This window comes from Lentzea sp. NEAU-D7 (assembly GCF_026242055.1).
GTDB lineage: Bacteria > Actinomycetota > Actinomycetes > Mycobacteriales > Pseudonocardiaceae > Lentzea.
The window spans coordinates 69,136-91,019 of record NZ_JAPJDL010000034.1 but is presented as its reverse complement, the minus strand read 5'-3'; the positions used below and the strand labels follow the sequence as shown (position 1 = coordinate 91,019).

The window sequence follows — 21,884 nt, the reverse complement described above, 5'->3', positions numbered from 1 at the left end:
GTGTCAACTCGACGAAAAGCGTGTCGAGTTGACACCCCTTCTCTCATGCAGCAAGTGCTGTGGCGCGACTCGTGATGGGACCCCACCGCCCTTGCCTTATGGCAGGACGGCTCGCCTTCGGCTTCGCTTGGGTGGGCTGCTCGTTGCTACTGCTGCTGCTACTGCGGTGCGGGTGGGGTCACCGGCTCGTTCAGGGATGGGATCTTGGCCTTGAAGGCCTTGATCATGGCGTCTCGGCCGATCGAGTTGAACTGCTTGCCCAGGGTTCGCATGATCGAGTTGCCTGTGGGGCGGTAGAGGCCGGTTTTGTAGTAGCGCGCACCCTCCACCGGGGCGATCACGCCGCCGTCCGGGGAAGGTTGGCCCAGGTATTCCGCCCACTTGGCGCCTGTGGGGTCCTTGGTCACGTTGATTTCGCGTGGTTCTGTGCCCGTGTAGTTGGCGTACGGGTAGTCGTACTCGTCGGCCAGGCCGCCGATCGAGTGGCCCAGTTCGTGGATCGCGATTTGGCCCGCTTGTGCGTTCGAGCCTGACGCTGTTGCCACTGAGCCGCCTGCGCCGCCGTATTTCGTGGTGTTGCCGAGGGCGATCACCTGGTCCGACTGCGGGGCCAGGGCTGCGAATTCCTTTGCCTTGGTCTCGTTCACGCAGAGGAGGCGTTCTGTGTTCGCGTCGCGGCCCTGGCACCAGAAGCCCATGTCCAGGGCTGTGTTCTTCAGCAAGCCCTTTGTCGGGTCGTGGTCCACTCCTGATTCTGCGGAGACCACGTTGACCTGCCAGACGTTGAAGTACTCCTTGTAGGTGGCGAAGGGCTCTACCGCTGAGAGTTCTTCCCACTTGCTCTTCACGTTCGCGGTGTAGGTCGTCAGGTCTTCGGCCGTGTAGCCGTCGCCTACGAAGACCAGGTCGAAGCGGTCTGCCGAGTCGCCTGTCACCTGGACCGGGATCACTTCCGCCGCGGCCAGGGCGCGGAAGTCCGACGACTTCTCCGCTGGGGCCTTCGGGGTCAGTGCCTGGGTTATCGAGCCGTCTTCGTTGAAGACTTCCCGCCATTCCATCGCCGGGGCAGCGCCGCCGGCCGGTACCTGCGCGAACAGTGCCAGTGCTGACATCGTCAGCGCTGGGAGGAGCAGCCGGGAACGTTGCATGCGCTGACGCTAAGCAACCGTGATGTCACCCACAAGCGGCAATTGTCGGTACTTTTGGCCCAAGCCTTGTGTTGGGTCAAAGCCATGCCGGTGGTCGCGTGATCCGGGCAACTACCTACTCTGAGGTCTGTGAACCCCACCGATCTGGCGATCTCCGGGCCGTTGCTGCTGGCGACCGGGGTTGCTCTGCTCGCGGGCTTCATCTCGTTCGCGTCGCCGTGCGTGGTGCCGCTCGTGCCCGGTTACCTGGCTTACCTCGCCGGGCTGGTCGGGGCCGAGGCGCCTCGGGTCGAGGCGAACGAGCCCGCACGGCAGGGGCGGTGGCGGGTGGCCGGTGCCTCTTTGCTGTTCGTGCTCGGGTTCACCGTCGTCTTCGCGCTGGCCTCGATGGCCATTCTCGGTGCTTCGGACCTGCTGTTCCTCAACGCTGACCTGTTCCAGCGCATCGGTGGTGTCGTCACGATCCTGATGGGACTGGTGTTCATCGGGCTCGTTCCGGCGCTGCAGAAGGACGTGCGGTTCCACACCAAGCCCAAGGCCGGGTTGCTCGGGGCGCCTTTGCTCGGGGCCGTGTTCGCGCTCGGGTGGACGCCCTGTCTCGGGCCGACGCTGGCCGGGGTGCTCGCCGTGGCGCGGAGCACCGAGGTCGGGTCGTCGACCGTGCGCGGGGCTGTTCTGGTGCTCGCGTACTGCCTGGGGCTCGGGTTGCCGTTCGTGGTCCTCGCGCTCGGTGCGCGGTGGGCGCTGGGCGTGACGAAGTGGCTGCGCACGCACGCCCGGCAGGTGCAGGTCTTCGGTGGCGTGCTGCTGATCGGAGTCGGGATCGCGCTGGTGACCGGGCTCTGGGGTGAGTTCGTCGGGTGGCTGCGCTACTCGTTCGTCGACGTCGTGAGGCTGCCGCTCTAGTGATCGCCTTCCTCCGCAACACGTGGCGCGGGCTCACCTCGATGAGGACCGCGCTGACCCTGCTGTTCCTGCTCGCGCTCGCGGCGATGCCCGGTGCGTTGCTGCCGCAGCTGTCGCTGAACGCGGCCAAGGTCGACGAGTACGTCGCCCAGCGCGGCTGGTGGGGGCAGTTGCTGCTCAAGCTCGGGTTCTTCGAGGTGTACGCCACGCCGTGGTTCGCTGCGATCTACCTGCTGCTGTTCACGTCCCTCGTCGGGTGCCTGCTGCCCCGCACGTTCGAGTACTTCAAGCAGATGCGCGCGAAGCCGGTGCTGACGCCGCGCAACCTCTCGCGCATGCCGCACCACGCCCAGGCCGAGCTCGACGTGACGCCGGACGAGGCCCTTGCGCGGGCGAAGAAGGCCATGCGCGGCTGGCGGATGGAGACCGGTGAGGGCACGGTCAGCGCCGAGCGCGGGTTCCTGCGCGAGACCGGCAACCTGGTCTTCCACTTCGCGCTGCTGGGCCTGCTGGTGTCGTTCGCGCTGGGCAAGATGTTCAACTACGAGGGCCAGGTCATCGTCCAGGCGAACGGTGGCCAGTTCTGCAACGGCGGCATCTTCAACTACGACCAGTTCCGTCCGGGCCTGCGGGTCGACGGCACGGACCTCACGCCGTTCTGCGTCGAGATCGGCAAGTTCTCCGCCGAGTACCTCGACAACGGCCAGCCCGTCGGTTACAAGGCGGACATCCGCTACCAGTCGGGCGACGACCTCGTGTCGAACACGTGGAAGCCGTACACGTTGCAGGTCAACCACCCGCTGCGCACCGAAGGCGACCGGCTCTACCTGCTCGGCCACGGGTACACGCCGACGTTCACCGTGACGTTCCCCAACGGCGAGAAGCGCACGCAGGGCATCCAGTGGCTGCCGACCGACCAGCTCACGCTGGCCTCGGAGGGCGCCACGAAGTTCGACCCGCCCGGCGTCACGGACTCGGAGACGCGGCGCAAGAGCCAGATCGCGGTGACGGGCCTGCTGGCGCCGACGCCGTTGCTGCACGGCAACATCCTGAACTCGAAGTTCCCGGCGTTGAACAACCCGATGGTCGCCGTCGACGTGTACCGCGGCGACCTCGGCGTGGACGACGGCCGCGGCCAGTCGATCTTCTCGATCGACCAGAAGATGGTCGAGCAGGGACGGCTGGCGAAGGTCGCGCGCAAGAACCTCGCGCTGGGCGAGGAGATCGCGCTCGACGACGGTACGAAGGTGCGCTTCGACGCCGTGAACGACTGGGTGTCGTTGCAGGTGTCGCACGACCCGACCCAGGGGTACGTGCTGGCGTTCGCCATCCTGATCATCCTCGGCCTGGGGGTCTCGCTGACCGTCAAGCGCCGCAGGGTGTGGGTGCGTGCGACCCGTCTGGACGACGGGCGTACTTTGGTCGAGGTCGGCGGGCTCGCCCGCACTGACCAGGCAGGATACGGCGAGGAGTTCACGCGGCTGGCCCGCGCGGTGCTGAACGAGGAGAAGTCCTGATGCCGGTTGACGAGACCCTCGCGACCTACAGCGACTGGCTGTACCGCAGTGCGCTGGGTGTCTACCTCTTCGCGGTCCTGCTCTACGCGGTCGAGCAGGCCTTCGCCCGCGCGCCGCGCAGGGCGATGGCCGGAGCCGGTGGACCCGACGTCCTCACCGACGCGCCGAAGAGCGAGCTGACCAAGGCCGAGCGCATCGGCCGCATGGGCGCCGCGATGACGGTCCTCGGTGCGGTGCTGCACCTCGGCTCGCTGGTCATGCGCGGTCTGTCGGCCGGGCGCGCGCCCTGGGGCAACATGTACGAGTACATGTCGCTGCTGTGCCTCGCGGCCGTGGTGACGTGGATCGTGCTGATGGCCAAGTTCCCGATCCGCCGCCTCGGCGCGTTCGTGCTGACGCCGATCCTGGTCCTGCTGTTCCTCGGCGGCACCGTGCTCTACGCCGAGTCCGCGCCCGTCCAGCCGGCGCTGCGGTCGTACTGGCTGGTGATCCACGTCTCGGTGATCTCGATCTCGTCCGGCATGCTGCTGATCCCCGGCGTGACGTCGATCCTCTACCTGCTCAAGGACACCAACTCCGAGCGCTTCCCGAAGCTGCCGTCCGCCGACGTGCTCGACCGCATGTCCTACCGGACCACCGTGCTGGCGTTCCCGCTGTTCACCGCGGGCATCATCCTCGGCGCGATCTGGGCGGAAGCGGCGTGGGGCCGGTTCTGGGGCTGGGACCCGAAGGAGACGGTCGCGTTCGTCTCGTGGGTGGTCTACGCGGCGTACCTGCACGCGCGGGCGACGGCCGGATGGCGCGGCCGCAGGGCCGCCTGGATCAACATCGCGGGCTTCGCCCTGAACGTGTTCAACCTGTTCTTCATCAACTTGGTCACCAGCGGGTTGCATTCGTACGCAGGTCTCTAACGAGTTAGCCCCCAGGTCGATGGAACCGTTGCCGGTTGCGTACCGTCGCAACCTGGGGGTCGGGGAAGTCTCGGTCCCTCTTGCTCAGGGAGGGCCACAGCGGTGACATGGCAACCACCGGGTGAGGAACAGGGCTCCGGCCCGCAGTACGTCGACCCGCAGGCGGCGGCCTACCTCGACCCGCAGCAGTCCGGCCCGCAGCACGTCAGCGGCGGCCAATCAGGCCCGTACAACCTGGCCGGCCAGTCCGGCGCGTACCAGGTGCCCGGCAACGCCTCCGGCCCGTACCCGGTGCCCGGCACCGCGTCGGGCCCGTACCCGGTGCCCGGTTCGCAGTCCGGCGCGTACCAGGTGGGTGGCGGCCAGTCGGGTGCTCATGCGGTGGGCGGCGGCCAGTCGGGCCCCCACCACACCGACAACACCGCGCAGTACGGCCACTTCGCCGGCCAGCAGTACCCGAACAACTTCCCGCAGCAGCAGTACCGCTCGCAGGCGCAGGAAGTCTCGTCGCAGCAGCTGATCAAGAAGGAGAAGCGTCCGCCGACGTCCGGCTGGCGCAAGTCCCTGCACACGATCACCGGCGGTGCCATCAACCTGGGCGAGAGCCCGGCGGACGTGCGGCGCCGCGAGCTGATCGCGCGGATCAACCAGCCGCTGCGCGGGTGCTACAAGATCGCGATGCTGTCCCTCAAGGGCGGTGTCGGCAAGACCACGACGACCACCACGCTCGGCTCGACGTTCTCGTCGCTGCGCGGTGACCGGGTTGTCGCCGTCGACGCGAACCCCGACCGCGGCACGCTGGCGCTGAAGATCCCGCGGGAGACCACGGCGACCGTGCGTCACCTGCTGCGCGACGCCCCGCGGATCACGAAGTACAGCGACGTGCGCTCGTACACCTCGCAGTCACCCGCACGGCTCGAGGTGCTGGCGTCCGAGCAGGACCCGGCCGTGTCGGAGGCGTTCAGCGAGGACGACTACCGGCGCACGATCGCGTTGCTGGAGCACTTCTACAACATCGTCCTGACCGACTGCGGCACCGGCTTGATGCACTCGGCCATGAAGGGCGTGCTGGACGAGGCGGACTCGCTGGTCCTCGTGTCGTCCGGCTCGGTCGACGGCGCGCAGACGTCGGCGGCCACGCTCGACTGGCTGGAGGCGCACGGCTACCGCGACCTGGTCGCGAAGTCCGTCTGCGTGATCAACTCGGTGCGCCCGAAGTCGGGCAAGGTCGACCTCGACAAGCTCGCCGCCCACTTCCAGCAGCGATGCCGTGCCGTGGTCCGCCTGCCGTTCGACGCGCACCTCGAAGAGGGCGCCGAGATCGCGCTGGACCAGCTCGCGCCGGAGACCCGTCTGGCCTTGCTGGAACTCGCCGCTGTGGTCGCGGACGACTTCCCGCACTCCTGAACGGGTTCTCGACAGTGGCGGAAAGGGGTCCTGGGATCAGGGCCCCTTTTCCGTTCACTCGTCGCGCTTGCGCTGCTCGTCGAGCTTGCGCAGGAACTCCGGGTCGTCGTCGGGCGCGATCACCTTGCGGCCTGGGGTGTACTCCGAGTGCTGCGGGGCGAACGCTCGCCACACGAGCACAGCCACGGTGAGCGCACCGATCACCGCCAGCAGGTAGATCATCGTGTCGCCACCTCCCTTTGCCACGAGATTACCCGCGGCACAGGAGTAATACGGTTTCAGTGGCGAACGGGTTCAGTTGCCTCGGTCGTGAGCTCCGACAGCAGAGCCTTCACCTCGGTCTCACGGAACCTGCGATGTCCTCCAGGGGTGCGGATCGAGCCGATGCGACCCGCGGTGGCCCATCGGGTCACGGTCTTCGGGTCGACCCGGAACAGATTGGCGACTTCCCCAGGCGTCAAGAGCCGCTCGGTGGCTGCAGTCACTCGTCCTCCTCAGATCAGACGTTCCGGTCTGATCGTGGCATCTGACCCATCAGGTACTCGAACGCTTGTTTTTTGGTAAAGAGGTAGTAAGGGACGACCGGGGCGAACCGGACAGTGTTGATGGCGCTCGCTCCGCTCGCGCGGCGAGTTCGCCGGGGAGTCGGTCGTCCGGGCCCCGCTTCGCGCCGAATCGCCTTCGGCGGTTGACACGAAGAGGGACCCGGACGACCGACGCGAACTCGCGGCCCAGGTGAGAGGGCCGAAGTGAGCTTGCGGATCGGTTGAGGTGGTCGAGGTGACTCCGCGGCTCGTGTGAGGGTGGCCGGCGTGAGCTTGCGGTTCGGGTGAGGGTGGCGACTCGAACTCGCGGCTCGTGTGACCGCTGGTGCCTGGGCGGACGCGTGAGGCATAGGGTGTCGCGGGTGGATGCTCTTGATCGGCAGATCATCGCCGCCCTGCGGGCCAACGGACGGGCCACGTACGCAGACCTCGGCAGGCAGGTCGGCCTGTCCGCCTCCGCCGTGCACGAGCGGGTCGGGAAGCTCGAGTCCAGCGGCGTGATCGTCGGGTACCACGCGGTCGTCGACCCCAGCGCGGTCGGACTGGGCGTGACCGCGCTCATCGGCATCCACCCGACCGACATCGCGGACGACAACGAGGTCGCGGTCGCGCTGGCCGAGCTCCACGAGGTCGAGTCCTGCTACCGGGTCGCGGGTGACGAGTCGTTCATCGTGAAGGTCAGGGTGTCGACGGTGGACGACTTGGAGCGCGCTCTCGGGCGGTTGCGGCGCATTCCCGGCGTGGCCCGCACGCGTACGACCGTGGTGCTCTCCACGAGGTTCGAGGGGCGCCCGAACACCGGTGACGAAGAAGGCGACGTAACCTGAACGGGTGCTCGCTCGTGATGTGACGCTCTACGTCCTCGCCCGCCTCGGCCTCGTGGTCGTGGTGATGGGCGCGCTCATGTTGGTCAAGGTTCCTTTGCTGCCCGCGCTCGCCGTGGGCGTGGTCGTGGCGTTGCCGGCCTCGTTGTTCATCTTCAAGGGGCTGCGGCAGCGGGTGGCGGTGGGTCTCGGCGAGCACCAGGCGGCGCGCAGGGCCGAGCGCGACAAGCTGCGCTCCGAGCTGCGTGGTGACGAAGGTCCTGTCACCCGGGCATAGGACGTTCGCGCGGTTATCGTGCCGCTGTGAGTACCTCCGTTGACCGCGTTTGCAGCAGGACCAGGCACTGGGTGTGCGAGGCCGTCGGGATCATCGAGGCGGACGCGAACCGCAGCGCTGACACGCACCTCCTGCGCTATCCGTTGCCGCTCGAGTGGGGCATCGACCTCTACCTGAAGGACGAGTCGACGCACCCCACGGGCTCGTTGAAGCACCGGCTGGCGCGCTCGTTGTTCCTCTACGCGATCTGCAACGGCTGGATCACCGGTGGCACGCCCGTGATCGAGGCCTCCTCCGGTTCGACGGCGGTGTCCGAGGCCTACTTCGCGCGGCTGCTGGGGCTGCCGTTCATCGCGGTCATGCCCCGCTCGACCTCGGCGGAGAAGGTCGCGCTGATCGAACGCCAGGGCGGCAGGTGCCACTTCATCGACGAGCCCTCCGCGCTCTACGACGAGTCGCGCCGGCTGGCCGCGGAGCTCGGCGGTCACTTCATGGACCAGTTCACGCACGCCGAGCGCGCGACGGACTGGCGGGGCAACAACAACATCGCCGAGTCGATCTTCGAGCAGATGAAGCTGGAGCCGTCGCCGGAGCCCGACTGGATCGTCGTCGGCGCTGGTACGGGCGGCACATCGGCCACGATCGGCCGGTACGTCCACTACCAGAAGCTGAACACGCGCCTGGCCGTCGTCGACCCCGAGCACTCGGTCTTCTTCGACGCGTGGCGCGACGGCGACCGCGACCTGGTGGCCACGAGGGGTTCCGGCATCGAGGGCATCGGCCGGCCACGGGTGGAGCCGTCGTTCATCGGCGAGGTGATCGACCGGATGATCAAGGTGCCGGACGCGGCGTCCGTCGCGACGATCCGGTACGTGGAGGACCTGCTCGGCCGCCGGGTCGGCGGGTCCACCGGGACGAACCTGTGGGGAGCGTTCCAGATCGTGGCCGAGATGCGGCAGTCTCGCACTCGCGGGAGCGTGGTGACCTTGTTGTGCGACGGTGGCGAGCGTTACGCGAACACCTACTACGACGACACATGGGTGTCGGCACAGGGCATGCACCTCGCCCCGTGCCTAGAACGCCTGGACAACTTCCACCGCACGGGGAACTGGTGACGAGAGCTGTGCGTCACAGCGTGACCTGAGCACCTGAGTCCGCAGGGGGGACGCTGTGTCGTCGCTGTTCACCGACGCGGCCGAGTTGCGCGCGTACGCCGAGTACCTGCGCACCGAGGCCCAAGAGTTCGAGACGATCCGCAAGTACGTCCACGCCACGGCGTGCGACAAGGCGGGCTTCACGGGCCTGCTCTCGTTGCTGCAGCCGGGCGTGGACGTCGTCCGGGCGCTGTTCGACGAGTCCCTCGACTTCGGCAAGTCGAAGCTCGAGGGCGCGGCCACGGCGGTGGACGCGACGGCGAAGGTCTACGAGGACGTCGACGCCCTCCAGCGGCGCAACTTCGACGGGTTGCTGAAGTGACGACGGCCTACCAGCCCCCGCGCCCCGTCGCCGCGTCCCTCAAGCAGCCCGAGGTCGACACGGCGTCTCTCAACGACGTCCTGCGCGACCAGGGCTGGGGCGTCCAGGCGGTGAACTGGGTGTTCGAGGCGGTGACCGGCGAAAGCCTGGTCTCCACGATCATCACGCCGATCACCGGCGACTGGTCGAAGATCCGTGCCGACGGCGACGCGTGGCGCATGGTCGGCAACGCCATGAACGACGTCTCGTACAACCTCACCGACGCCGTGGGCAAGGTGCGCGACCACTGGGACGGCGACGCGGCCCGCGCCCACGAGAAGTACATCGCGCTCGGCTGGAAGGCCGGACTCCTCGCCGAGATGGGCGTGGCCCAGCTGATCGCGAAGGGCTTCGACACCGTCGCGTCCGGCGCCGAGGCCCTCGGCAAGCAGGCCGCGCGCCTGCTGGACTACCTGGTCAACAAGCTGCTGGAAGCCGCCGCCACCGTCTGGATCCCGGTGGCCGGCTGGATCAAGGCCGCCGAGATGGTCTGGAACGCGTACCAGATCTACCGGCGCGTCATGGACATCATCGACACGGTCCAGAAGCTCATCTCCGACGTGAAGGCGCTCTTCGACGCCGTCGGCCGCGTCTTCTCCGCCATCGGCAAGCTGAAGGACGCCGACTCCCTGGCCGAGGCCATGAACGCCACCCAGGAGGTGGCCGAGGCGGGCCGCGACGTCCGCAACGCGGTCAACGACATCCACGACGACTTCACGTCCATCAAGGAGTCGGCCACCGAGATCGCGGACCGCGGGAACGACATCGGCACGAGGGTCCGCGAGGTTCAGAGCCCGCCAGGCGGTGCGGAGGACACCAAACCCGCCGCCGTCTCCGCGGTGGCACCCGGCGGTGCCCCGGCAGCGGCCCCGCCGACCCTGCCCTCGTCCCCAGACGCTCCGGCCACCACCCACGCGGCGACCGCGGCAGGCCCCGCCACGTCGGCACCGCCTTCGCTGGGCGGAGGCGGCGGCGGTGGCGCTCCGACCTCCATGCCCGGCTCCGGCGGCGGCTCGGGCGGCGGTCCGGTCGGCGGCCCCTCCGGCTCGCCCGGTGCCCCGATGCGCCCGGACACCACGCACACGGCAGGCGCGGCCCCCGCCGTGGCCCCTCCGTCGTCCCACCAGACCCCCATGGGCGGCGCGATGCCGATGGGCGCCCCGATGGCGCCAGGCGCAGGTGGAGGCGACCAGACCAGGAGCTCCGGCTCCCGTCCGGGCGCGGGCGGCGTCCCGGCGTTCCCCAGCGCCGGCAGCCCGACCGGCACCCCCAAGCCCCCCGGTCTCCCCACGCCTCCCGGCTCAGCTCTACCGAGCCCGCCCAGCCAGGGAACGCCGCCCACCGGTGGACGTCCCGGCGCGGGCCTGCCCACGCCGCCGTCCGGCCCCGGAACCTCGGGCAGCCACCCAGGTTCCGCGGGCACGCACCCGACGCCCGGCTCGGGCTCGCACCCGACTCCGGGAACGCACCCCGACGGTGCGGGCCTGCCGACCCCGCCGAACTCCGGCGGCCACCCGACGCCCGGTGGAAACGGCGGCCTCCCGACGCCACCCGACCACCCGAGCGCCAGCTCCGGCACGGCAACGGCCCCACCTCCCACCGGCACCGGCGGCGGCCTCCCGTCGCCTCCTGGACATCCGGCGCCGAGCGCGGGTGGCGGTCTGCCTTCGCCTCCCGGTCACCCGGCTCCGAGCGCGGGTGGCGGCCTGCCTTCGCCTCCCGGACACCCGAGCCCCACCACGGGCGCGGACCACCCGAGCGCCAGCTCCGGCACGGCAACGGCCCCGCCTCCCACCGGCACCGGCGGCGGCCTCCCGTCGCCTCCTGGACATCCGGCTCCGAGCGCGGGCGGCGGTCTGCCTTCGCCTCCCGGACACCCGAGCCCCACCACGGGCGCGGACCACTCGACGCCGTCCGGCACCACGCCGACCGACTCGCCGTCCCCGCGCCCCCACGACGGCGGCACGCCCGCCGACGGTGGCACGCGTCCCCACGACACCACCCCGAACGGGTCGACGGACACCAAGCCGCACGACGCCCCCGACAGCACCAGGCCCCACGACAGCGACCCGAAGCCCCACGACGCTGACGCCAAGCCCCACGACGCTGACGCCAAGCCGCACGACACCGACCCGAAGCCGCACGACGGCGACACCAAGCCCCACGACACCGACACCCGTCCCGACGACACCAAGCCGCACGACACCGACACGAGCGGTGCCGAAGACGTCAGGCCCCACGACCCCCAGCCGGACCACGACAACACCCCGGCGGGCCACGACACCGACCCCAGGCCCGGCAACGACGACGCCACCCCCGGACACAACGGCGACGGCGACGGCGGCACCCCGCCGCCGCCCACCGGCCCCGACCTCAAGGGCCACTTCGACGCCGCCGCGATGGCCGCGCAGGGCCAGGGCTACCAGCACCAGCTGGAGCAGCTCCTGCCCAACCAGGCCGACCGCGACCGCTACGTCGAGCTGAGCCAGAAGCTGTCCACCGACCTGAGCGCGGACGAGGCCCAGCACGTGGCCGACGTCCGCAACCAGATCAAGGTCGACACCGGCGACATCGTCACGAAGGCCCTCAACCAGAGCGCCCTCAGCACCTACCTGCCCGACCAGCCGCACGCCCCCGGCAGCCAGAAGGAGACCTGGCAGAACCAGATGGGCGGCTCGGTCGCCCGCGGCCAGGACGTGGTCGACGTCAACACGCCGCAGGGCCTGCGGGACGGCCTGGCGCTCGACGACAAGGGCAAGGGCTGGACGCCCATCCCCGAGGGCGCGCCGAACGCGATGCAGCTCCGCTACGAGGTCACCGACCAGAACGCGGGCGCGCACAACGTGCCGTTCGGCGGGCCGAAGAAGGACGTGCCCGACTACAACCTGGTCGGACCGCACCCGGAGAGCTCCTACCAGTCGCCGCAGGAGCAGGCGCACTACGAGGCGTCGCAGAAGCAGATGGCGGCGGCGGGCGGGTCGACCAAGGTCTACGACGGCTACGACCCGTTCACCGGCACCGGCTACACGATGGGCGGCATGCCGGAGTGGCGCGTCGACGGCGGCACACCGTTGCCCGATCGTGCCGAGATCTGGCAGGTCAACGCGGACGGAACTGAGAAACTGCACGCCGTGTACGACCGCAAGTTCGGCTGGACGAAGCTCTGATGACCTACTACTCCCAGGAGATGGCCGAGTACCGCGGCGAGGTCTACTTCGCGGGCAGCGAGGGTGACGACGTCTGGATCCGCAAGATCCCGGGCGTCGCCTACGCCCACGCCGAAGGCTTCCAGACCTACGGGAACCGGGAGCTGAAGACGGTGGCCGTCGCCGACCTCGACGCCTGGTACCGCGAGACGATGAGGGCCACCTGGCGGGGGCAGCCGTTCAACGTCATCAGGACGGACGACGGCAAGGCCGAGGCCGGGTACGCGGGCGGCGAGTACGTGTGGGCCGCGCAGAACGGGCTCGAAGGCGACCAGTACAACGGCTACACGGCCACGCTCGACGTCAGCGAGCTCACCGACGTGCAGGTCGACCGCACCGACTTCCTGGCGCGGTGGAAGGAGAAGAACCCGGGATGAGCACCCCTCAGGCCGTGCGCAAGGCGGCCGGCATCGGGCCGGAGACGATCCTGCAGAAGATCGTCCACCCGGCGATCGCGCAGCTCTACCTGGGCAACGTCGTGGTGCCGGGCAAGTTCGAGCCGCACCGGGCCGCCGGGTTCGTGACGCGCGGGCAGGACTTCCCGCAGGGCACCTCCGACCAGTTCGCGGAGGTGTTCGGCGTCGACAAGGTCGCGGACTGGCCGAGGGGCACGCAGTACCTGCTGCGCTTCCTCGCCCACACCACCGAGCTCTTCGACACCAGCTTCGGCGGCCCGACGCTCGAGGGCGCGCAGAAGATGGGCACCACCCGCGTCTACCCGCTGCCGTTCACCGGCACGGGGTACACGCCGAGTGCCAACCCCGTGCCCGAGTACGTCATGGAGCTCGCGGAGCTCCCGGCGGGCACGGAACTCTGGCGCTTCGAGCCGGACGGCACCGGCCGCAGCGTCGGCAAGTACGTCAACCGCCAGACCGGCTGGATCCCGACCGGTGACGTCGGCTTCGGTCCCGGGAGGTACTGGCAGGCACCGGTTCCGCACCGGCCGACCGTCCGCCGTGGACTGATCGGCAGGTACCGGGGCCAGGACTTCGACGTCGACTTCGGGCCCGCGCCCGGATCGGTGCTCCTGCACCCGCTCGCCGGGTACCCCGCGCCGCCGGACTTCACCGAGGAGGGCGGCGTCCAGTTCCTAGAGGTGCCCGACGCGGTCGTCGAGGACCTCCAGCTGGTCCGCACGCTCTGCACGTACCGGGGTGCGGAGTTCGAGATCATCGGCGTCCTCGGCGAACAGGCCGTGCTGCACTTCGTCGGCGAGAACTACGAAACGGCGCAGCAGCTCGGTCTGTCCGAAGTAGACTTCCGGCAGTGGCGCACCCTCGCTCAGCGCAACGAGGTGAGCGACATCCGCGGTGACGCCAGGCCGATCCAGCGCGGGCTCTTCGCGAGGGAGAACTGAGATGACCACCCCGAACGACGGCTGGAAGTCCGCGGAGCTGCGAGCGGCCGAGGCACAGGTCGACGCGCGCTTCAAGGAGGCGCAGGACCTCGCGAACCGCCTCAAGGAGACGCCGCTGCCGCCCGTCCCGCCCGTCGACTTCAAGGCGATCGCGCAGCAGGTCGAGCGGGCCGCGCAGGAACGGGACGCGCCCGAACAGCTCAAAGCGCTGAAGCGCAAGGTGGACGCGGGTGAGTTCACCTGGGAGGACGTGGTCTCCGGCAAGGCCGCGCAGGACCCCGACGTGCAGGCCATGCAGCAGGAGAACGTCAACAAGATGAAGCAGGCGTTCCAGATGCTGCGGGAGGGCATGACCGCCGACGAGATCATGGAAGCCCAGCGGCCGCGCCGGGGCGGGGACGACGGTGACCAGCTCGACCCCGACATCTTCACGGAGGACAAGTGGTGATGACGGCCTGGCGGACACCGGACATCCGCGCGGCGGAGGACTTCCTGACGAGCGCGGTCGCCGAGGCGGACCGCGCCATGCGGACCGCCCAGCAGAGCCTCAGGGGCAAGGAACCGTCCACTGAGGACATCCGCAGGGTGATGCAGTTCGCCAAGTCGAGCGATGCCTCACCGGCGATGCGCCAGCTCGCGGACCGCATCGCGCGCGGTGCCGGCCTGAGCTGGCGTCAGGTCCTCACCGGCGAGGCGGGCCACGATCCGCTGGTGCGCCAGGCACTCGAAGCCGACCGCGCCAGGCTCGACGAGCTGATCAAGGGGGAGACGGCCCCGCCGCCACCCCCGCGCAGGCCCGCGCGAACGGACGACGACGAGCCGCTGCAGTTCACCGAGGACGCCTGGTGACCTGGCTCAGTCCAGCACCAGACCGGCGCTGACCAGCACGGCCCAGGCCAGCATCGCGATTCCGGTGAACTGCAGCACCGGGATCAGGTCACGGCCGCCACGCCCGGCGGCCACCCGCCGCACGGCCGGCAGCAGCACCGGCGCCGCGAGGAACCCGAGCAGCGCGTACGGCACCCGCACGACCATGCCCAGCGCGATCAGGAACGGCACGGCCACCAGCGCCAGGTACAGCCTGCGCGTGTCCTTGTCGCCCAGCACCACGGCCAGGGTCCGCTTGCCCGACACGGCGTCCGTCGGGATGTCGCGCAGGTTGTTCGCCACCAGCACCGCGGCCGAGATCGACCCCATCGCGATGGACGCCCCGATGCCGATGCCGGTGATCTCGCCCGTCTGCACGTACAACGTGCCCAGCACCGCGGCCGGGCCGAAGAACAGGAACACCGCGATCTCGCCGAGGCCCGCGTAGCCGTACGGACGCTTGCCGCCCGTGTAGAACCACGCCCCCGCGATGCACACGGCACCGAAGCCGAGCAGCCACCAGTACCCGGACAACGCCACCAGCACGACACCGGCCAGCGCGCCCACGCCGAGCGAGATGAACGCCGCCAGCCGCACCTTCGACGCCTCGGCCGCACCGGACCCCGTCAGGCGGAACGGCCCCACCCGGTTGTCGTCCGTGCCGCGGATGCCGTCGGAGTAGTCGTTCGCGTAGTTCACGCCGACCTGGAACGCGACCGAGACGACGAGCGCGAGCACCGTGTAGAGCACGTTGAACTCGTCGATGTGGTGCGCCGCAGCGGCTCCCACGACCACCGGGGCGATCGAGTTCGGCAGCGTACGGGGGCGGGTCCCCTGGATCCACTGGACGACTGAGGCCATGCCCCACATCCTCCGGTATGGCTCCTGAGGACCCGCCGAAGGGGTGTATCAGCAGGCAGTGGCGCCTGAGACGCCCGCCACGTACGCCTTCGCGATGTGCTTGCCGGACGCGATGCGGTACCAGACGTTCGACGTCCCCTGCGTGCCCGACACCGACTCACCGGTCAGCTGGCACGTCACCCTGACCTGCGCGTAGTTCGCGGCCAGCCCCACCTGCGAAGACGAGGAGTTCGCGCCGCTGCGGACGTTCACCGTGCCGTTGGCCGCGGCCGTGCGGACAGTCCCGACAGGACCGGAGCCGGTCCACAAATAGGTCACGGTCACCCACGCGTTGTTGGTGAGCTTCAGGCCGTCCCAGAACGTGCCGTCGGCGAGGTCGATGCCCGCCGGGTTGGCGACCTCGCGCCCGAACTGGTCCTTGCCGCCGTTGTAGTTGTTCTCGTACGCGGCCTGCGCCTCGGGCTTGCCCTGCGGCAGGTCCTTCCACATCTCGCGCGTCGCGGACGGGTTCCAGTAGTCGTCCTTGGTGTTCCACGGGCCGACGTCCCACACAGGCGCCCATTCACAACGGCCGTTCGACGCGCACACCTGCACGCTGTAGTTGCCGGAGTTCTTGCCCGCCAGGCCACGCCGCGAAGGCAGCGCCACGAAGTGGTCGCGCGAACGGATCACGTGCCCGTTCGCCGTGGTGCCCCCGACAAGACCCTCCCGCGTCGCGTACACCCGGTACGAACGCCCGGCCGCCGCGGCGGAGACGTCGTCCGCGGCCACGGTCGCGGGCACCTGCCTCGCGGTCAGCTTCACACGCGATGCCTTGCCACTGCTCAAAACCACGCGGGTCTCGATGGTGGATGTGGTCACCGGCAACGTCGCCGGTGCCTCCAGCCACTCGGTCCACTGCCCGTCCGCACGCAGGCCGCGCACGTCGACGACACCATCGCCGGTCACCGCCGCCGTGACCGCGTTGGCGGGCTGGGCGAGTCTGTGCGAGCCGAGCTCGATCAGGCCCGTGCGCGGGGAACCGCCCCACGTGACGGCACGGCCGCTGACGTCGGCGGACCACTCGTTCGAGGCAGGAGCGGCCTGGGCGGGAGACGCCAGTCCGGCCACCAGAGCGGCGCCCGCGACCAGCGGTATCAGGTAGCGCATGAAGAAACCCCCATCGCTAACGCGCGCGGCTAGGGTTCCGCACGCTTCGCGGCGAGGGTTGTCCTCAGCGGTAAAGGTTCACCTAAAGGAGGCCGCCACGGCCGTTCGGTCGACCTTGCCTGGCCCGCGCAACGGCAGCTCGTGCACGAACCGCACCAGCTTCGGAGCCGCCGCCCGTCCCACGGCCTCGACGACCGCGGCCCTCAGCGCGTCGACCGGCGGCTCCACCCCGCGCGCGACGACGGCAGCGGCCACGACCTGCCCCCACTCGTCGTCCGGCACGCCGACCACGCACGCCTCCAGCACGCCCTCGACGGTCGACAGAGCCCGCTCCACCAGCACCGGAGGCACCTTCTCGCCGCCCGTGACGATCACGTCGTCGGCGCGTCCCAGCACCTCCAGCTGGCCGTCGCGCAACCGTCCGAGATCGCCGGTGCGGAACCACTCGCCGAACGGCTCCGCGTGCCCGCGATAGCCCAGCGCCAGCACCGGACCGCTGATCTCGATCACGTCGTCGGTGCGCAACGAGACGTCCCGCAACGGTTCGCCGTCGTACACGCACCCACCGGACGTCTCGCTCATGCCGTACGTCGTGACGACCTGCACGCCCAGAGCGCGCGCCTGCTGCAACAACGTCGGCGGGGTGGCGGCCCCGCCGATCAGCACGCCGTCGAACTGCCGCAGCGCCTCCAGACCCGGCCCCTCGCCCACGACGAGCCGGGAGAGCTGGGTGGGCACGAGCGCCGTGTAGTGGCGTCCCGGCTGCGCCAGCACGGGCCTCGCGGCGAGCGCGAAACCCATGGCGCGGAAGCCGTTCGACAGGTCGAGCACGCCGGGTGCGGTGCCGGCGACGATCGACCGCACCAGCACCTGCACCCCGGCGATGTGGCCGGTCGGCAACGCGAGCAGCCACGTGCCGGGGCCGCCCAGCCGCTCGTGGGTGGCTTCCGCGGACGTCGTCAGCGCGTCCGCGCCGAGCAGCACGGTCTTCGGTTCGCCGGTCGAGCCGGAGGTCGGCACGCCGAGCACGGCCTGCTTCTCCCAGCCGTCGAGCGGGCCGTCGACCAGTGGTTCGCCACCGGCCAGCGCCGCGCGCAGTTCGTCGAGCACAGGCACCTGCCCAAGAGGAGTACGAGCTCAGAAGTAGTACGGGTAGTTCGACCAGTCCGGGGCGCGCTTCTCCAGGAACGAGTCACGGCCCTCGACCGCCTCGTCGGTCATGTACGCGAGCCGCGTCGTCTCGCCGGCGAAGATCTGTTGTCCCACCAGGCCGTCGTCGATCAGGTTGAACGCGTACTTCAGCATCCGCTGGGCGGTCGGCGACTTGCCGTTGATCTCGCGCGCCCACTGCAGCGCCGTGGTCTCCAGCTCGGCGTGCGGCACGACCTCGTTGACCGCGCCCATCTTGTACATGTCCTCGGCGGAGTACGTGCGGCCGAGGAAGAAGATCTCGCGGGCGAACTTCTGCCCGACCTGCCGGGCGAGGTAGGCCGACCCGTAGCCGCCGTCGAACGAGCCGACGTCCGCGTCGGTCTGCTTGAACTTCGCGTGCTCGGCGCTCGCGATCGTGAGGTCGCACACCACGTGCAGGCTGTGCCCGCCACCCGCGGCCCAGCCGGGCACGACCGCGATGACGACCTTCGGCATGAACCTGATCAGCCGCTGGCACTCCAGGATGTGCAGCCGGCCCGCGCGCGCCGGGTCGACGCTCTCGGCCGTCTCACCGGAGGCGTACTGGTAGCCGCTGCGGCCGCGGATGCGCTGGTCACCGCCGCTGCAGAAGGCCCAGCCGCCGTCCTTGGGGCTCGGGCCGTTGCCGGTCAGCAGCACGCATCCGACATCGGACGACATCCGCGCGTGGTCGAGTGCCCGGTACAGCTCGTCCACCGTGTGCGGCCGGAACGCGTTGCGCACCTCGGGCCGGTTGAACGCGATGCGGACGGTGCCCTGGTCGAGCGCGCGGTGGTACGTGATGTCGGTGAAGTCGAAGCCCTCGATCGGCTTCCACAACGACGGGTCGAAGAGCTCCTGATCTGCCACGGACCAGACTCTAAGCTTTCGCTCCTGAGACCAGCGGGTGACCTCTCAGCGCGGTCCGGTGACAATTGGGGGATGAACCCGTCCACGACGCAGGCGAGGGTGATCGTCGACGAACTGGTGCGCAACGGCGTGCGTCACGTCGTTCTGTGCCCCGGTTCGCGCAACGCCCCGCTGTCGTTCGCGCTGCACCAGGCCGAGCAAAAAGGCCTGCTCACGGTGCACGTGCGCATCGACGAGCGCAGCGGCGGTTTCCTCGCGCTGGGCCTCGCGAAGACCGGTGAGCCGGCGGTGGTGACGTGCACGAGCGGTACCGCCGTGGTGAACCTGCATCCGGCCGTGATCGAGGCGCAGCTCACGAACGTGCCGCTGATCGCGCTGACCGCCGACCGCCCGGTCGACCTCTACCGCACCGGCTCCAGCCAGACGATCAACCAGCACGACGTGCTCGGCATCCCGACGCTGCACATGCCGGAGGGCGCCGGCGAGGCCGTGACGCGGTCGTTGATCTGCCGCGCCATCGCCGCGGACGGCCCGTCGCACGTCAACGTGCCTTTCCGGCCGCCTCTGACGCCGTCCGACGACCTGTGGCCCTCCTCGGACCGCGGGGCGTGGACGGAGACGGACCGCACGTTCACCGTCGAGACCCGGCCCTCCTCGCTGCCCGCCCGCACGCTGGTGCTGCTCGGTGACGACCGCCCGGAACGGCTGCTGAAGGCCTCGCGGCTCGGCTGGCCGGTGATCGCCGAGCCGACCGCGCCCGGTGGCCTGCGCCACGGGTCGTTGCTGCTCAACGCGGGCCTGCCGGAGCACCTGCGGCCCGACGCGGTGCTCGTCGTCGGCCGCGTCACCCTGTCGAGGGGGCAGCAGGCCGTGCTTGGAGCGACTCCAATCGTGCACGCCGTGGGTGACCAGGCGCAGTGGCCGGACGTCCCGTTCACCGCCACGCGCGCCTCCACCTGGCTGCCCGAGCCCGCCGCGCCCGACGGTGAGTGGCTGCAGGCGTGGCAGAGCGCGGTGAAGAGCGTCAGCGTGGCCGTCGACGACCTGCTGGACGCCACGCCGTGGCCGACCGGCCTGCACGTCGCGCGCGACCTGATGCAGGCGGTGCCGTCCGGATCGCTGCTGTTCGTGGGTTCGTCCAACCCGATCCGCGACGTCGACTTCGCCTCCGAACGCCGCTCGGACGTCGTCGTGCACGCCAACCGCGGCGCCGCGGGCATCGACGGGAGCGTGTCCACGGCCATCGGGCTCGCCGTGCAGCACCAAGGCCCCGCGTACGCGCTGATGGGCGACCTGACGTTCCTGCACGACAGCAACGGCCTGCTCGCCGACCGCCTGCCGGACCTCACGATCGTCGTCCTCAACGACGACGGCGGCGGTATCTTTTCGTTGCTGGAACAGGGCGCTCCGGAACACGGGGAAAGTTTCGAACGGATTTTCGGCACTCCGCACGGGACTGATCTGACCGCTTTGTGCGCGGGCTACCGAATTCCGCACTCCACTGTGGACGACCAGGAGGAGTTCCGTAGCGCGATTGCGGCACCCGAGGGCCTCCGAGTGGTCGAAGTGCAGGCGAAACGCGACGAGCTGCGCGCACTGCACCAGCGTCTAAAGGCGACTGTGTCAAACGTTTTCACCAGATAGGAAACATACGTAAGTCGGTGGTTCGTTCTTGATCGTCTGGATAGCGTCCGCCGCATGTCGATCAGAACCAAGGCGACGGCCGCGGTGGCGTCCGCGGCCGCGATGACGCTCTTCGCGGGGGCGGCGCTGGCGGCGTCTCCGGGCGCTCCCGGCGTCGGCGATCCGTACTTCCCGACCTACGGGAACGGCGGGTACGACGTCTCCCACTACGACATCAGGCTCAACTACAACCCGAACGGCGACCAGCTCTCGGGCACGACGACGATCCTGGCCAAGGCCACGCAGGACCTCACGCAGTTCAATCTGGACTTCCTGCTCAAGGTGAAGTCGGTCCGGGTCAACAACGCGCCGGCCTCGTTCGTCTCCGACAACGGTGAGCTCACGCTCACCCCGCGCGGCGGCGTCCGCAAGGGCCAGGACCTGACGATCGTCGTCACCTACGCCGACTCGCCGTCCACCGTGAAGGACCGCAACGGCTACACGGCGTGGACGAAGACCCCCGACGGCGCCCTGGCCATCGGCGAGCCGGAGATCTCGGCGTGGTGGTACCCGTCCAACGACCACCCGACCGACAAGGCCACCTTCGACGTCAACGTCGCCGTCCCGAACGGCGTCGAGGCGATCTCGAACGGCACGTTCGTCGGTCAGACCCGCCAGATCAACGGCTACACCCGCTGGAACTGGCGCAGCACCAAGCCGCAGGCGACGTACCTGACGTTCCTGACCATCGGCCAGTTCGAGATCCGCCAGTCGACCACCCCGTCGGGCCAGCCGTCGTTCAACGCCTACTCCGAGCGCCTCGGCGAACACACCGACGCGGCGAAGGCGAGCGTCGAGCGCACGCCCGAGGTCACCGAGTTCCTGGCGGACAACTTCGGCCCGTACCCGTTCGAGGCGCAGGGCGGCGTCGTGACGCCGGACCTCGGCTACGCGCTGGAGAACCAGACCCGCTCGAACTACGACGACGCGTTCTTCCGCCGCGGCGCCAACACCTACGTCGTCGCGCACGAGATCGCCCACCAGTGGTTCGGCGACTCCGTGTCGGTCCACCACTGGCGGGACATCTGGCTGAACGAGGGCTTCGCCTCCTACGCGGAGTTCCTGTGGTCCGAGCACGTCGGTGAGGGCACGGCCCAGGAGAACGCCGACTTCACCTACGACTCGTACCCGGCCGACAGCGAGTTCTGGAACGTCCTGCCCGGCGACCCCGGTGCGTCGAACGTGTTCGACGGCGCCGTCTACGACCGCGGCGCGCTGGCCGTCCACGCCCTGCGCGTGGCGGTCGGCGACGAGAAGTTCTTCGAGATCCTGAAGACCTGGGTCGCGGAGAAGAAGTACTCGGACGCCACCGTCGAGGAGTTCATCGCCCTGTCGGAGCGGGTCTCCGGCCAGCAGCTCGACGAGGTCTTCCAGACCTGGCTCTTCACCAAGGGCAAGCCGGCGGAGTCGCCCGGCCGTTCGGCGGACGTCGCGTCGAAGTCGCTCTCGGTCCAGGCGGAGCCGAAGTCACGCGCCAAGATCAAGCTGACGCACGAACTGCTGGACGCCCACAAGTAAGCCGCTCCAACGCTCAACGAGCCGTGCGGGCCACCTCGGGTGGCCTGCACGGCTCGTGACGTTCAGCCCTGAATCGGGTGCTTTTCCTTAGTTCGAACGGGTGCAAGTAGTCGTGCTGACCCGCCCCCCGGCTCACTTGCTTTACGGTCAAAC

Annotated in this window: 22 protein-coding genes; 15 read left to right on the top strand and 7 right to left on the bottom strand. The window is 69.6% G+C overall.

What is annotated here, in order from left to right; translation table 11 throughout:
* Positions 1-158: 158 nt before the first annotated feature.
* The gene (locus tag ORI60_RS42255; RefSeq protein WP_266043610.1) at positions 159-1,148 is read right to left on the bottom strand and encodes a M64 family metallopeptidase; all 990 of its coding nucleotides are present in this window, start codon (positions 1,146-1,148) and stop codon (positions 159-161) included.
* Between the two features lie 120 nt (positions 1,149-1,268).
* On the opposite strand from ORI60_RS42255, the gene ORI60_RS42250 reads away from it, so the two are divergent.
* The 4 genes from ORI60_RS42250 (at position 1,269) to ORI60_RS42235 (ending at position 5,889) form a co-directional block, all read left to right on the top strand.
* Positions 1,269-2,054, top strand: coding sequence for a cytochrome c biogenesis CcdA family protein (locus ORI60_RS42250; RefSeq protein ID WP_266043616.1), 786 nt, complete (start codon positions 1,269-1,271; stop codon positions 2,052-2,054).
* A gap of 41 nt (positions 2,055-2,095) precedes the next feature.
* Entirely contained in the window at positions 2,096-3,571 is a 1,476-nt protein-coding gene (gene resB, locus ORI60_RS42245; protein WP_266043615.1) for a cytochrome c biogenesis protein ResB, read from the top strand.
* The gene (gene ccsB, locus ORI60_RS42240; RefSeq protein ID WP_266043609.1) at positions 3,571-4,482 is read left to right on the top strand and encodes a c-type cytochrome biogenesis protein CcsB; all 912 of its coding nucleotides are present in this window, start codon (positions 3,571-3,573) and stop codon (positions 4,480-4,482) included. The genes resB and ccsB overlap by 1 nt, the downstream gene beginning before the upstream one ends.
* 102 nt (positions 4,483-4,584) lie before the next feature.
* Complete coding sequence (locus ORI60_RS42235) at positions 4,585-5,889, top strand: MinD/ParA family ATP-binding protein (RefSeq protein WP_266043608.1); 1,305 nt, start codon at positions 4,585-4,587, stop codon at positions 5,887-5,889.
* A gap of 54 nt (positions 5,890-5,943) precedes the next feature.
* Here the strand turns inward: ORI60_RS42235 and ORI60_RS42230 are convergent, their stop codons facing one another.
* Positions 5,944-6,111 carry a hypothetical protein gene (locus tag ORI60_RS42230; RefSeq protein ID WP_086667950.1) on the bottom strand — a complete coding sequence of 56 codons (168 nt, stop codon included), beginning with the start codon at positions 6,109-6,111 and terminating at the stop codon, positions 5,944-5,946.
* Positions 6,112-6,167: 56 nt separating this feature from the next.
* Positions 6,168-6,374, bottom strand: a complete 207-nt coding sequence (locus tag ORI60_RS42225; RefSeq protein ID WP_030473853.1) for a BldC family transcriptional regulator — start codon at positions 6,372-6,374, stop codon at positions 6,168-6,170.
* 422 nt (positions 6,375-6,796) lie between these two features.
* Between ORI60_RS42225 and ORI60_RS42220 the strand changes: the two genes are divergently transcribed.
* The 9 genes from ORI60_RS42220 to ORI60_RS42180 are packed head-to-tail and all read left to right on the top strand — an operon-like array spanning position 6,797 to position 14,462.
* On the top strand, positions 6,797-7,261 hold the full coding sequence (locus ORI60_RS42220; RefSeq protein WP_030478192.1) for an Lrp/AsnC family transcriptional regulator: 465 nt from the start codon (positions 6,797-6,799) through the stop codon (positions 7,259-7,261).
* 4 nt (positions 7,262-7,265) lie between these two features.
* Entirely contained in the window at positions 7,266-7,535 is a 270-nt protein-coding gene (locus ORI60_RS42215; RefSeq protein WP_266043607.1) for a DUF4229 domain-containing protein, read from the top strand.
* Positions 7,536-7,561: 26 nt separating this feature from the next.
* Positions 7,562-8,650: a PLP-dependent cysteine synthase family protein gene (locus tag ORI60_RS42210; RefSeq protein WP_266043606.1), complete on the top strand. Its 1,089-nt coding sequence runs from the start codon at positions 7,562-7,564 to the stop codon at positions 8,648-8,650.
* A 55-nt stretch (positions 8,651-8,705) separates the two neighbouring features.
* The gene (locus ORI60_RS42205) at positions 8,706-9,011 is read left to right on the top strand and encodes a hypothetical protein (protein ID WP_266043605.1); all 306 of its coding nucleotides are present in this window, start codon (positions 8,706-8,708) and stop codon (positions 9,009-9,011) included.
* Positions 9,008-12,217, top strand: a complete 3,210-nt coding sequence (locus ORI60_RS42200; protein ID WP_266043604.1) for a hypothetical protein — start codon at positions 9,008-9,010, stop codon at positions 12,215-12,217. The genes ORI60_RS42205 and ORI60_RS42200 overlap by 4 nt, the downstream gene beginning before the upstream one ends.
* Entirely contained in the window at positions 12,217-12,633 is a 417-nt protein-coding gene (locus tag ORI60_RS42195) for a hypothetical protein (protein ID WP_266043603.1), read from the top strand. Before ORI60_RS42200 ends, ORI60_RS42195 begins: the two co-directional genes overlap by 1 nt.
* Positions 12,630-13,613, top strand: a complete 984-nt coding sequence (locus ORI60_RS42190) for a hypothetical protein (RefSeq protein ID WP_266043602.1) — start codon at positions 12,630-12,632, stop codon at positions 13,611-13,613. Before ORI60_RS42195 ends, ORI60_RS42190 begins: the two co-directional genes overlap by 4 nt.
* A gap of 1 nt (position 13,614) precedes the next feature.
* Positions 13,615-14,061 carry a hypothetical protein gene (locus ORI60_RS42185; protein ID WP_266043601.1) on the top strand — a complete coding sequence of 149 codons (447 nt, stop codon included), beginning with the start codon at positions 13,615-13,617 and terminating at the stop codon, positions 14,059-14,061.
* A complete protein-coding gene (locus ORI60_RS42180) occupies positions 14,061-14,462 on the top strand; it encodes a hypothetical protein (RefSeq protein WP_266043600.1) in 402 nt (133 codons plus the stop codon). Before ORI60_RS42185 ends, ORI60_RS42180 begins: the two co-directional genes overlap by 1 nt.
* Before the next feature lie 6 nt (positions 14,463-14,468).
* Here the strand turns inward: ORI60_RS42180 and ORI60_RS42175 are convergent, their stop codons facing one another.
* From ORI60_RS42175 to ORI60_RS42160, 4 genes are all read right to left on the bottom strand, one after another.
* Positions 14,469-15,341 (bottom strand): 1,4-dihydroxy-2-naphthoate polyprenyltransferase, encoded by an 873-nt coding sequence (locus tag ORI60_RS42175; RefSeq protein WP_266043599.1) that lies wholly within the window; start codon positions 15,339-15,341, stop codon positions 14,469-14,471.
* A gap of 48 nt (positions 15,342-15,389) precedes the next feature.
* Positions 15,390-16,490: an SH3 domain-containing protein gene (locus ORI60_RS42170; protein WP_266043598.1), complete on the bottom strand. Its 1,101-nt coding sequence runs from the start codon at positions 16,488-16,490 to the stop codon at positions 15,390-15,392.
* A gap of 78 nt (positions 16,491-16,568) precedes the next feature.
* Positions 16,569-17,606, bottom strand: a complete 1,038-nt coding sequence (gene menE / locus ORI60_RS42165; RefSeq protein WP_266043597.1) for an o-succinylbenzoate--CoA ligase — start codon at positions 17,604-17,606, stop codon at positions 16,569-16,571.
* A gap of 21 nt (positions 17,607-17,627) precedes the next feature.
* On the bottom strand, positions 17,628-18,530 hold the full coding sequence (locus tag ORI60_RS42160; RefSeq protein WP_266043596.1) for a 1,4-dihydroxy-2-naphthoyl-CoA synthase: 903 nt from the start codon (positions 18,528-18,530) through the stop codon (positions 17,628-17,630).
* 72 nt (positions 18,531-18,602) lie between these two features.
* Here ORI60_RS42160 and menD point away from each other — a divergent pair, with 72 nt between their 5' ends.
* Positions 18,603-20,174: a 2-succinyl-5-enolpyruvyl-6-hydroxy-3-cyclohexene-1-carboxylic-acid synthase gene (menD, locus tag ORI60_RS42155; protein ID WP_266043595.1), complete on the top strand. Its 1,572-nt coding sequence runs from the start codon at positions 18,603-18,605 to the stop codon at positions 20,172-20,174.
* Between the two features lie 54 nt (positions 20,175-20,228).
* Positions 20,229-21,731 (top strand): M1 family metallopeptidase, encoded by a 1,503-nt coding sequence (locus tag ORI60_RS42150; protein WP_266043594.1) that lies wholly within the window; start codon positions 20,229-20,231, stop codon positions 21,729-21,731.
* Positions 21,732-21,884: the final 153 nt, after the last annotated feature.